12 protein-coding genes are annotated in these 11,962 nt (G+C 63.0%); all 12 read left to right on the forward strand.

Features of this window, described 5'->3' with window-relative positions; translation table 11 throughout:
* Positions 1 to 25: 25 nt before the first annotated feature.
* The 12 genes from manD (at position 26) to gutM (ending at position 11,911) form a co-directional block, all read left to right on the forward strand.
* Positions 26 to 1,240, forward strand: coding sequence for a D-mannonate dehydratase ManD (manD, locus tag GT753_RS19355; RefSeq protein ID WP_015378743.1), 1,215 nt, complete (start codon positions 26 to 28; stop codon positions 1,238 to 1,240).
* A gap of 5 nt (positions 1,241 to 1,245) precedes the next feature.
* Entirely contained in the window at positions 1,246 to 2,262 is a 1,017-nt protein-coding gene (locus tag GT753_RS19360; protein WP_174242164.1) for a Zn-dependent oxidoreductase, read from the forward strand.
* A 90-nt stretch (positions 2,263 to 2,352) separates the two neighbouring features.
* Positions 2,353 to 3,642 (forward strand): MFS transporter, encoded by a 1,290-nt coding sequence (locus GT753_RS19365; RefSeq protein WP_160125855.1) that lies wholly within the window; start codon positions 2,353 to 2,355, stop codon positions 3,640 to 3,642.
* A gap of 52 nt (positions 3,643 to 3,694) precedes the next feature.
* The gene (locus GT753_RS19370) at positions 3,695 to 5,200 is read left to right on the forward strand and encodes a mannitol dehydrogenase family protein (protein ID WP_160125856.1); all 1,506 of its coding nucleotides are present in this window, start codon (positions 3,695 to 3,697) and stop codon (positions 5,198 to 5,200) included.
* Positions 5,181 to 6,512: an MFS transporter gene (locus GT753_RS19375; protein WP_048325252.1), complete on the forward strand. Its 1,332-nt coding sequence runs from the start codon at positions 5,181 to 5,183 to the stop codon at positions 6,510 to 6,512. Before GT753_RS19370 ends, GT753_RS19375 begins: the two co-directional genes overlap by 20 nt.
* A gap of 98 nt (positions 6,513 to 6,610) precedes the next feature.
* A complete protein-coding gene (locus GT753_RS19380; protein ID WP_021504437.1) occupies positions 6,611 to 7,297 on the forward strand; it encodes a GntR family transcriptional regulator in 687 nt (228 codons plus the stop codon).
* 205 nt (positions 7,298 to 7,502) lie between these two features.
* A complete protein-coding gene (gene fbaB / locus GT753_RS19385; RefSeq protein WP_015378749.1) occupies positions 7,503 to 8,552 on the forward strand; it encodes a class I fructose-bisphosphate aldolase in 1,050 nt (349 codons plus the stop codon).
* Positions 8,553 to 8,788: 236 nt separating this feature from the next.
* On the forward strand, positions 8,789 to 9,337 hold the full coding sequence (locus GT753_RS19390; RefSeq protein WP_004941528.1) for a PTS glucitol/sorbitol transporter subunit IIC: 549 nt from the start codon (positions 8,789 to 8,791) through the stop codon (positions 9,335 to 9,337).
* 15 nt (positions 9,338 to 9,352) lie between these two features.
* Positions 9,353 to 10,333 carry a PTS glucitol/sorbitol transporter subunit IIB gene (locus tag GT753_RS19395; protein ID WP_015378750.1) on the forward strand — a complete coding sequence of 327 codons (981 nt, stop codon included), beginning with the start codon at positions 9,353 to 9,355 and terminating at the stop codon, positions 10,331 to 10,333.
* Positions 10,334 to 10,355: 22 nt separating this feature from the next.
* Positions 10,356 to 10,718 carry a PTS glucitol/sorbitol transporter subunit IIA gene (gene srlB, locus GT753_RS19400; protein ID WP_021504438.1) on the forward strand — a complete coding sequence of 121 codons (363 nt, stop codon included), beginning with the start codon at positions 10,356 to 10,358 and terminating at the stop codon, positions 10,716 to 10,718.
* A gap of 10 nt (positions 10,719 to 10,728) precedes the next feature.
* On the forward strand, positions 10,729 to 11,508 hold the full coding sequence (srlD, locus tag GT753_RS19405) for a sorbitol-6-phosphate dehydrogenase (RefSeq protein WP_015378751.1): 780 nt from the start codon (positions 10,729 to 10,731) through the stop codon (positions 11,506 to 11,508).
* Between the two features lie 46 nt (positions 11,509 to 11,554).
* Complete coding sequence (gutM, locus tag GT753_RS19410; RefSeq protein ID WP_160125857.1) at positions 11,555 to 11,911, forward strand: transcriptional regulator GutM; 357 nt, start codon at positions 11,555 to 11,557, stop codon at positions 11,909 to 11,911.
* The last annotated feature ends 51 nt before the right edge of the window (positions 11,912 to 11,962 follow it).

An 11,962-nucleotide genomic window follows, 5' to 3' on the forward strand; every position in this document is an offset into this window, starting at 1 on the left:
TCCGCAGCTACAGGATGTGAAGGTTATGAAAATCGTCAACGCCGAGGTGTTCGTCACCTGCCCGGGGCGCAACTTTGTCACGCTGAAAATCACCACCGATGACGGCATCATCGGCCTCGGTGACGCCACGCTGAACGGGCGCGAATTGCCGGTGGCCTCTTACCTGAAAGATCACCTCTGCCCGCAGTTGATCGGCCGCGACGCGCAGCGGATCGAGGACCTCTGGCAATTCTTCTACAAAGGCGCTTACTGGCGGCGCGGCCCGGTGACCATGTCCGCCATTTCCGCCGTCGACATGGCGCTGTGGGACATCAAGGCCAAGGCCGCCAACATGCCGCTGTATCAGCTGTTGGGCGGTGCCTCGCGCTCGGGAGTGATGGTGTATTGCCATACCACCGGCCACTCGATCGACGAAGTGCTCGACGACTACGCCAAACATAAAGAGCAAGGCTTCAAGGCGATCCGCGTTCAATGCGGCGTGCCGGGCATGAAAACCACCTACGGCATGGCCAAGGGCAAAGGCCAGGCTTATGAGCCGGCCACCAAGGGCGACTGGCCGGAAGAGCAGCTGTGGTCGACGGAAAAATACCTCGACTTCACCCCCAAATTGTTCGACGCGGTGCGCAACAAGTTCGGCTTCAACGAACACCTGCTGCACGACATGCACCACCGCCTGACGCCAATTGAAGCGGCGCGCTTCGGTAAAAGCGCCGAACCGTATCGCCTGTTCTGGATGGAAGATCCGACGCCGGCGGAAAATCAGGCCTGTTTCCGCCTGATCCGCCAGCATACCGTCACGCCGATCGCTGTCGGCGAGGTGTTCAACAGCATCTGGGACTGCAAACAGCTGATCGAAGAACAGCTGATCGACTACATCCGCACCACCCTGACGCACGCGGGCGGCATTACCGGCATGCGGCGCATCGCCGACTTCGCCTCGCTGTATCAGGTGCGCACCGGTTCACACGGCCCTTCCGATCTGTCGCCGATCTGCATGGCGGCGGCGCTGCACTTCGATCTGTGGGTGCCGAACTTCGGCGTGCAGGAATACATGGGCTATTCCGAGCAAATGCTCGAGGTGTTCCCGCACAGCTGGACGTTCGACGACGGCTATATGCATCCGGGCGACAAGCCGGGCATCGGCATCGAGTTCGATGAGAAGCTGGCGGCCCGTTACCCCTATGAACCGGCCTACCTGCCGGTCGCGCGTCTGGAGGATGGCACCTTATGGAACTGGTAAACACCATGCGCAGCGTCGTGATCGAACAGCCCGGGCGCCTGGCGCTACAGACGCGCGCGCTGCCGCAGCCGACGGCCGGCGAGGTGCGGGTCAAGGTGAAATTCGCCGGCATCTGCGGCTCCGACGTCCATATCTATCACGGCCATAACCCGTTCGCCCGCTATCCGCGTGTGATCGGCCACGAGTTCTTCGGCCTGATCGATGCGCTGGGCGAAGGCGTCGATCCGGCGCGCCTCGGCGAACGCGTCTCGGTAGACCCGGTGGTGAGCTGCGGCCACTGCTATCCCTGTTCGGTCGGCCGCCCCAACGTCTGCACCTCGCTGCAGGTGATCGGCGTGCACCGCGACGGCGGCTTCAGCGACTATGCCTGCGTGCCGGCGCGCAACGCCTATCCGGTTCCGCCGGCCATCAGCGATCGCCACGCCGCGATGATCGAGCCCTTCAGCATCGCCGCCAACATTACCGCCCATCTGCAACCGCGCCCCGACGACATCGCGCTGATCTACGGCGCCGGGCCGATGGGGCTCACGGTGATCCAGACGCTGAAAGGGGTGTACGGCGTCAGGCAGGTGTGGGTCGTCGATCGCATCGCCGAGCGGCTGGAGATGGCGCGCGCCAACGGCGCCGACCAAACATTCAACAACGCCGAGGCCGCATTGCCGCAGGTGCTGCAGCAGCGCGGCGTTCAGCCGACGCTGATCGTCGATGCCGCCTGCCACCCCGCCATTTTACCGGAGGCGATCGCGCTGGCTTCGCCGGCGGCACGCATCGGCATCATGGGCTTTTCCGGCGACGCCTGCACCCTGACCCAGCAGAGCATCACCAGCAAGGAGCTGTCGATCTTCTCCTCGCGCCTGAACAGCGCGCGCTTTCCGCAGGTGATCGCCTGGATGGCGGACGGCAAGCTAGACCCGCAGCGGCTGCTCACTCACTGCGTGCCCGCCGACGACGTCGAACGGGCGATGCAGATGTTCGAGCGGGATCAGCGCACCTGCTGCAAGGTGCTGCTGCAGTTTGAGTAACGCCAAGGCGGCATCGGGGCATGGGCGGCGCCCGCCGCTCATGCAAACAACGAAGCATCACGATTAAAACGACACCCAGTGGAGCGCTTTATGTTTAAAAACCTGCGTTGGACCATCGTGTTCCTGCTGTTCATGGTCTACATGATCAACTACCTCGACCGCGTGGCGCTGTCGATCACCGTGCCGATGATCGAACAGGATCTGATGCTGAACGCCGAACAGTTCGGTCTGATCTTCGGCAGCTTCTTCTTCGGCTACGCCATTTTCAACTTCGTCGGCGGGCTGGCGGTCGACCGCTTCGGCCCGACGCTGGTGCTGGGCGTGGCGGTCGGCCTGTGGTCCATCTTCTGCGGCATGACGGCGATCGCCACCGGTTTTTACTCAATGCTGATCCTGCGCGTCCTGTTCGGCATGGCCGAAGGGCCGATCTGCGCCTCGGCCAACAAGATGATCAACGGCTGGTTCCCGAAGAAACAGGCGGCGACCGCCGTGGGCCTGCTCAGCGCCGGTTCGCCGTTGGGCGGCGCGGTGGCCGGGCCGATCGTCGGCTATCTGGCGCTGGCGTTCGGCTGGCGGCCGGCGTTTATGATTATCTGCGCCATCGGCATCGTCTGGATGCTGGTGTGGTTCTTCGTGGTGGCGGATAACCCGGCGAAAAGCCAACGCGTCAGCAACGAAGAACGGGCGCTGATCGCACGGTTGAAACAGGAAAATCTCGGCGAGGAAAGCGCCTTGAGCGACTCCCCGCACGGGCTGGGCTACTACCTGAAGCAGCCGATCATTCTGGTCACCGCCTTCGCCTTCTTCTGCTACAACTACATCCTGTTCTTCTTCCTGAGCTGGTTCCCCTCGTATCTGGTGCAGGCACACAACCTGAACATCAAAGAGATGAGCCTGACCACGATGATCCCGTGGATCGTCGGCTTCGTCGGGCTGGCGCTCGGCGGCTATATTTCCGACAAGATCTTCAACATCACCGGCAAATTGCTGCTGTCGCGCAAGATCGTGCTGGTCACCAGCCTGCTGGCGGCGGCGGTGTGCGTGGCGTTGGCGGGCACCGTCAGCAGCGTGGTGCCGGCGGTGATGCTGATGTCGGTGTCGATCTTCTTCCTCTACATTACCGGCGCTCTCTACTGGGCGATCATCCAGGACGTGGTGCATAAATCCCGGGTCGGCGGCGCCAGCGGGTTCATTCATTTGATCGGCAGCGTCTCCGGCATCATCGGGCCGATCGCCACCGGCTACATCGTGCAGAACACCGGCAAATTCGACAGCGCCTTTATGCTGGCAGGCGGCGTCGCTGCGCTGGGCGCGCTGCTGGTGCTGCTAGTGATCAAGGCGCCGCGCGCAACGGCGGGCGTGCAAATCTTAAAACCCTAACGCCAGACGGGGCGGCTTCGCCCCTTTGCTTACCTCTCCAGGGACATTGAACATGAGACTTTCCGACCACAGCGCGCTGCCGGCCGCCGTTATCCGGCCCGGCTACGCACGTGAGCGCGTGAAACCGCGCATGGCGCATATCGGCTTCGGCGCGTTTCACCGCGCGCACCAGGCGATGTACGCCGACAGGCTGGCCAGCGAGCACGGCAGTGACTGGGGCTACTGCGAAATCAGCATGCAGCACGGCCGGCAAAAGATCGCCGATCTACGGCAACAGGACCTGCTGTTCTCGGTGGCGGAGATGGACGACGACGGTTGGCGGGGCCGGGTCATCGGCGTGGTGCGCCAGGCGCTGCACCTGCAAACCGACGGGTTGGCGGCGGTGCTGGCGGCCCTGACGCAGCCCGAGATCGCCATCGTCTCGCTGAGCATCAGCGAAAAGGGCTATTGCCACCACCCCGCCAGCGGCCGAGTGATGGCGGAACACCCGGCGATCGCGCATGATATCGCCCACCCGGCACAGCCGCAGTCGGCGCCGGGGCTGCTGCTGGCGGCGCTGCGCCTGCGCCGTGAACGCGGGCTGCCGCCGTTCGCCGTGATGTCCTGCGATAACATGCCGGCCAACGGCCGGGTCACGCGCCAGGTGCTGGTCGAACTGGCGCAGCGGCAGGATCCGGCGCTGGCCGACTGGGTGCGTCAAGAGGTCGCCTTCCCTTCCACCATGGTGGATCGCATCGTGCCGGCGGTAACGCCGGAGGCCCGCCGGCAGTTGCGCACCTGGCTGGGCGGCGTCGAAGATGAGGTCGGCGTAGCCTGCGAGCCGTTCAGCCAGTGGGTCATTGAAGATCGATTTCCCCAGGGGCGCCCGGCCTGGGACAAGGTCGGCGCCGAACTGGTGAGCGACGTGCTGCCGTACGAGGAGATGAAGCTGCGCATGCTGAACGGCAGCCATTCGTTTCTCGCCTACCTCGGCTACCTGGCCGGTTATCAGCACATCGGAGACTGCATGCAGGATGCGGATTTTGTCCGCGCCGCCCGTCACCTGATGCTGGCGGAACAGGCGCCGACCCTGCAGGTGCCGAACGTCGATTTGGCGCAGTATGCCGACTCGCTGCTGCAGCGTTACCGCAACCGCGCGTTGAAACACCGCACCGCGCAGATCGCCATGGACGGCACGCAGAAGCTGCCGCAACGGCTGCTGGACGCGATCCGCTGGCATCTGGCGCGCGGCAGCCGCTTCGACTGCCTGGCGCTGGGCGTCGCCGGCTGGATGCGCTACGTCGGCGGCCGCGATGAACAAGGCGAGCCGATCGCCATCAGCGATCCGCTGCGCGAGCGCCTCGCCGCGTTGGTCGCCGGCAGCGAGGAAGGCCGGCCCCGCGTCCTGGCGCTGCTGCAACTCGACAGCGTCTTCGGCCGCGATCTGCCCGATTCGCCTGACTTCGTCCACGCCGTCAGCCACGCTTATCACCAACTGCTGAGCCTGGGGGCCAAAGCCGCCGTCGCCGCTCTGCCGCTTACCGACCGGGAGGTTTCCGATGACCGTCACCACGCATAACGCCGTCAATACCGGCAATCAACCGCTGCTGCGGCGCGTCGCCAGCGCGTCGGCCATCGGCACCGCCGCCGAATACTATGATTTCTTCGCCTACGGCACCGCCGCGGTGCTGTTCTTCGGCCAGCTGTTTTTCCCCAGCGCCGATCCGCTGATCAGCACGCTGGCGGCCTTCGCCACCTACGCGGTCGGTTTCCTGGCGCGCCCGCTGGGCGGCATCGTGTTCGGCCATATCGGCGACAAAGTCGGCCGCAAGAAGGCGCTGGTGATCACCATCCTGATCGTCGGCCTCGGCACCTTTTGCATCGGCCTGCTGCCTACCTATGAGCAGATCGGCATCTGGGCGCCGATCGCGCTGATCTTTATCCGCGTGCTGCAGGGCTTCGGCGTCGGCGGCGAACAGGCCGGCGCAGTGCTGATGACCGCCGAATACGCGCCGCCGCCGCGGCGCGGTTTCTACGCCAGCTGGGTGCAGATCGGCGCGCCGGCCGGTTTCCTGCTGCCGTCCGGGCTGTTCGCGCTGCTGACCGCCGTGCTGTCGCCGGCGCAGATGCTGGACTGGGGCTGGCGCATTCCGTTCCTGCTCAGCCTGCTGCTGGTGCTGGTCGGGCTGTTTATTCGCCTGAAGATCGACGAGTCGCCGGTGTTTACCCAAATCCGCGCCACCAAAGCGGTGGAGAGCCGGCCGGTGGTGGAAGTGGCCCGCCGCTATCCCGGCCTTATCGCCAAAGGGGTGTGCGCCAAGCTGATCGAAGCCTGCGCCTTCGCCATGTTCACCGTGATCGTGCTGGCCTACGGCAAGGCCAACCACCTCAACGAAAGCATTTTGCTGGAGGCGATGATCGTGGCGGTGCTGCTGGAGATTTTCGCCATTCCGCTGATGGGCCGCCTCTCCGATCGGCTGGGGCGCAAACCGGTTTACATCGCCGGCGCGCTGCTGCAGGTGGTGTGCATCGTGCCGTTCTTTATGGCGATCAACCTCGATAATTTCTGGGTGACGCAGATCGCCATGATCGTGGTGCTGACCTTCGGCCACAGCATGTGCTACGCGCCGCAGGCCTCCTACTTCCCGGAGCTGTTCCCCACCCGCGTGCGCTGCAGCGGCATCGCGCTGATCTGGCAGATCGGCTCGCTGATCGGCAGCGGCATTCTCGGGCTGCTGGCGGTGAAGATCCTGCAGGTGACCGGCGGCCATTACTACGGGCTGGCCGGTTACATGATGGTGCTGGGCGTGGTGTCGGCCCTCGGCCTGAGCCTGATGCCGGAAACCGCGCCAGAGCGGCGCAAACAGGAATATCAGGATTGGCATCACTGAGTTCCCCTGCCTGGCGGGTGGATTTATCCCCCCGCCCTCAACCAATAATCTGCTAGTATGGTGGCATTCGAACTCCAGCCAGATGCCTGATTGTCGCCATGTCTGAAACGTACAGTCTCACCAACAACGTCCCGGTCAACCAGCAGATCTATCGCTTCCTGCGCAAAGATATCGTCGATTGCACCATCCCCCCCGGCACCCTGCTGTCCGAGAAAGAGATCTCCACCCGCTTCAACGTTTCGCGCCAGCCGGTGCGCGAAGCCTTCATCAAGCTGGCGGAGGCCGGCCTGGTGCAGATCCTGCCGCAGCGCGGCACCTTCGTGATGAAGATTTCCGCCAAGCGCGTGGCCGACGGGCGCTTTATCCGTCAGGCGGTGGAATGCGCCATCGTGCGCCGCGCGGCCGAGCGCGCCACTCCGGCGCAGCTGATGACGCTGGAGCATAACCTGCACCGTCAAGAGCTGGCGGCGCAGAACGGGCAAACGCGCGAATTTTTGGCGCTGGACGACGAGTTCCACCAGCTGCTGACCCAGTTTGCCGACTGCCCGCTGGCGTGGGAGACCATCGAAACCATCAAGGCCACCATGGATCGGGTGCGTTTCCTCAGCCTGAGCGAAGTCTCGCCGCCGGAGAGCCTGATCAAGCAGCACTACCGCATCTACGAAGCGCTGAAAGCGCGCGATGCCGAGGCGGCGGAGCGCGCCATCCACGATCATCTGCAGGAGATGATCTACTCCATCACCCCGATCGCTCAACAGAATACCGCGTGGTTCGAGATCGAATAATCAATCGCTTAGCGCGCCGGGGGCGATCGCCCCCGCGTATTTGGCCACGCAAATGGCATTTCCTCTCAATCGCATCTATTGTTTGTCCTTGCCGGAGCAAGTTCGGTAGCATCGCTTTACAGCTTCAATCACCGCTTTTTACTGCGCCGGTGGTCAAAAACCCTTGCATTGCCGGTGTATGAAGAAGCTTAATCGGGAGTGAATCATGACTGATATTGTGCAGTTGCTAGGAAAGGAAGCGGAAGATCTGCTGCAACACCGCTGTACCACTATCCCCGCCGAGAATCTCTACCTGCCGGGCGCCGACTTCGTCGACCGCGTAATGATCGATAACAACCGCCCCAACAGCGTGCTGCGTTCGATGCAAACCCTGTTCAACCACGGCCGCCTGGGCGGCACCGGTTATCTGTCTATCCTGCCGGTCGACCAAGGCATCGAGCACTCCGCCGCCGCCTCGTTCGCCGCCAACCCGCTGTATTTCGATCCGAAGAACATCGTCGAGCTGGCGATTGAAGCCGGCTGTAACTGCGTCGCCTCCACCTACGGCGTGCTGGCGTCGGTATCGCGCCGCTATGCGCATAAAATTCCGTTCCTGGTCAAACTCAACCACAACGAAACGCTGAGCTATCCGACCCAGTACGACCAGACCCTGTACGCCAGCGTCGAGCAGGCGTTCAACATGGGGGCAGTGGCGGTCGGCGCCACCATTTACTTTGGTTCAGAGCAGTCGCGCCGCCAGATCGAAGAGATCTCTATCGCCTTTGAGCGCGCGCATGAACTGGGCATGGTCACCGTGCTGTGGGCCTATCTGCGCAACCCGGCGTTCAACAAAGACGGCGTGGACTACCACTCCAGCGCCGATCTGACCGGCCAGGCCAACCACATCGCCGCCACCATCGGCGCCGACATCGTCAAACAGAAAATGGCGGAAAACAACGGCGGCTACCGCGCGGTGAAATTCGGCTATACCGACGACCGCGTCTACACCAAGCTGACCACCGATCACCCGATCGATCTGGTGCGCTACCAGCTGGCCAACTGCTACATGGGCCGCGCCGGGCTGATCAACTCCGGCGGCGCCGCCGGTGAGAACGATCTGCAGGAATCGGTGCGCACCGCGGTGATCAACAAACGCGCCGGCGGCATGGGCCTGATCCTGGGGCGTAAAGCCTTCAAGAAATCGATGAAAGACGGCGTGGCGCTGATCAACGCCGTGCAAGATGCCTATCTGGACAAGAAGGTCACCATCGCCTGATGTGACGGACCGCCTGTCCCAAAGCCCGGTTCGCCGGGCTTTTTTGTGCCCGCTCCCCTTAACCCGACACCGCCAATCTTCTCTTTCTTTCACTTTAAACTTTCAAAATAAAATATTTATCTTTCAAATTGTGATCTATTTAAAACAAATAGCCCAACAAAGTGACTACTGTAAGGCCCATGGCGACAGAGCCGCCGTTCGCTCCAGGCCATAACAGTCCATTACAGGAGAACATAATGATTGAGCTAATCACCCACGGCGCCGAGTGGTTTATCGGCCTGTTTCAGAAAGGCGGTGAAGTGTTTGTCGGCATGGTGACCGGCATTTTGCCTTTGTTGATCAGCCTGTTGGTTATCATGAACGCGCTGATCAAATTTGTTGGCCAGGAACGTATCGAACGATTGGCGCAGCGCTGCGCGGGCAACCCCGTTTCGCGTTATCTGCTGCTGCCGCTGATCGGCACCTTTGTCTTCTGCAACCCGATGACCCTCAGCCTGGGGCGCTTCATGCCGGAGAAATACAAGCCGAGCTACTACGCGGCGGCCTCCTACAGCTGCCACTCGATGAACGGCCTGTTTCCACATATCAACCCCGGCGAGCTGTTCGTTTACCTCGGCATTGCCAGCGGCCTGACCACCCTCGGCCTGCCGCTCGGCCCGCTGGCAGTGAGCTATTTCCTGGTGGGGCTGTTCACCAACTTCTTCCGCGGCTGGGTCACCGATCTGACCACCAGCCTGTTCGAACGCAAGATGGGCATCCGTCTGGATCGCCAGGTGCAACTTTAATTCGTGGAGTGCAGCATGAGTGCTTATATCCGTATTGAAAAAGGCGCCAGCGGCTGGGGCGGCCCTTTGGAACTGCCGATCGAACCCGGCAAAAAAGTGGTGTACATCACCGCCGGCACCCGGCCTTCCATCGTCGATCGCCTCAGCGAATTGACCGGCTGGCCCGCCGTCGACGGTTTCAAAGAGGGCGAGCCGCCGGCGGAAGAGATCGGCGTGGCGGTGATCGACTGCGGCGGCACCCTGCGCTGCGGCCTGTACCCGAAACGCCGCATTCCGACGGTCAATATCCATGCCACCGGTCAGTCCGGCCCGCTGGCGCAGTTTATCCTCGAAGACATCTATGTCTCCGGCGTGCGCGACCACAACATCAACCGAATCGAAGCGGCAGATAGCCAACCCGCCGCCGCCGTTGCCGCGCCGCCCAAGGCGCGCGACTACGACACCAGCAAGAAGATCACCGAGCAAAGCGACGGGCTGCTGGCGAAGGTCGGCATGGGCATGGGATCGGTGGTGGCGGTGTTCTTCCAGGCCGGGCGCGACACTATCGACACCGTGCTGAAGACCATTCTGCCGTTTATGGCATTCGTCTCGGCCTTGATCGGCATCATCATGGCCTCCGGCCTCGGGGACTTTATCGCTCATGGCCTGACGCCGCTGGCCAACAGCCCGATCGGCCTGGTGACGCTGGCGCTGATCTGCTCATTCCCGCTGCTGTCGCCGTTCCTCGGCCCCGGCGCGGTCATCGCCCAGGTGATCGGCGTGCTGGTCGGGGTGCAGATCGGCCTTGGCCATATTCCGCCGCAGCTGGCGCTGCCCGCGCTGTTCGCCATCAACGCGCAGGCCGCCTGCGACTTTATTCCGGTCGGCCTGTCGCTGGCGGAAGCCAAACAGGACACCGTGCGGGTCGGCGTGCCTTCAGTGCTGGTTGGCCGCTTCCTGACCGGCGCGCCGACGGTCCTGATCGCCTGGGCCGCCTCGGCCTTCATTTATCAATAATGTGATCCCCAGGGAGACGTTTATGCACACCATTTTTCACACCACCATCACGCAGATCGGCGGCTGCGCCCGCGACGCGTTGCTGGACAACATGCTGATCACCTTCCGTGAAGGCGCCCCGGCGGATATCGAAGAGTTCTGCTTCATCCACCGCCACGGCGCAACCGCCGGCGAGCTGCAGGTGGGCGGCGTGATGGAACTGGCGCAGCGGCGCTACGCCATCACCGCCGTCGGCAGCGTCGCCACGCAGAATCTGCGCGAGCTGGGCCATATCACCGTGCGCTTCGACGGCGAAGCCGAAGCCGAATTTCCCGGCTCGATCCACGTATCCGGCCCGACGCCGACCGATATCCCGTTGGGCAGCACGCTGTCATTTATCGCATAAGGAGTAGACCATGTCTGAAGTAGCTGTAGTGATTGGCGGCGGCCAAACGTTAGGCGCCTTTTTGAGCCACGGGCTGGCGCAGGCCGGTTATCGGGTGGCGGTGGCCGATCTGAACGCCGACAACGCCAGTCTGGTGGCACAGCAGATCAACGAAGAGTACGGCACAGGCAGCGCCTGCGGTTTTCAGGCCGACGCCACCGACGAGCAGAGCGTGATCGCGCTGGCGGCGGCGGTTGACCGGGCGTTCGGCCAGGCCAACCTGCTGGTGTACAGCGCCGGCATCGCCAAGGCGGCACCGATCACCGATTTCCCGCTGGGCGACTTCGACCGCTCGCTGCAGGTGAACCTTGTGGGCTATTTCCTCTGCGCCCGCGAGTTCTCGCGCCTGATGATCCGCGACGGCATCGCCGGGCGCATCATCCAGATCAACTCCAAGTCCGGCAAGGTCGGCAGCAAGCACAACTCCGGCTACAGCGCCGCCAAGTTCGGCGGCGTGGGGCTGACGCAGTCGCTGGCGCTCGATCTGGCGGAGTACGGCATCACCGTGCATTCGCTGATGCTCGGCAACCTGCTGAAGTCGCCGATGTTCCAGTCGCTGCTGCCGCAGTACGCGCAAAAACTGGGCATCGCGCCGGATCAGGTGGAGCAGTACTACATCGACAAGGTGCCGCTGAAGCGCGGCTGCGACTACCAGGATGTGCTGAACACCCTGCTGTTCTACGCCAGCGACAAGGCCTCTTACTGCACCGGCCAATCGATCAACATCACCGGCGGCCAGGTGATGTTCTGACGCCACCGGCGCCCCCTTCCGCGGAAGGGGGCGTAAGGAGAACCCCATGACACAAGCTTTGATCGCCTTCGCGCTGCTGCCCTGGCTGCTGCAAATCGCCTTCGGCTGGTGGCAACTGCAGCGCTTCAACCGCGCCTTCGACGGTTTATGCCGGCTGGGCGCCGTCGGCGTCGGCCGTTCCGGCGGCCGTTTCCGCCCGCGGGTGGTGCTGGCGCTGGCCTTCGACGCCGATCGGCGGGTGTGCGGCAGCCTGTTGCTGCGCGGCCTGACCGTTTTCGCCCGGCCCCGCCCGCTGCCTCATTTGCACGGTTTGCATCAGCGGGATTTGCGCCCAGATGTGATCTTCCCCGAGGATCGCGCATGCCAGTCTGCACTATCGTTAGCGATTGAACCCAAATCGTGATATTTTCACATTAAAAGACATTACCTTTCATAGTGAATTATTCAGCGAGGG

This window comes from Serratia sp. Z4, assembly GCF_009900725.1.
GTDB lineage: Bacteria > Pseudomonadota > Gammaproteobacteria > Enterobacterales > Enterobacteriaceae > Serratia > Serratia nematodiphila.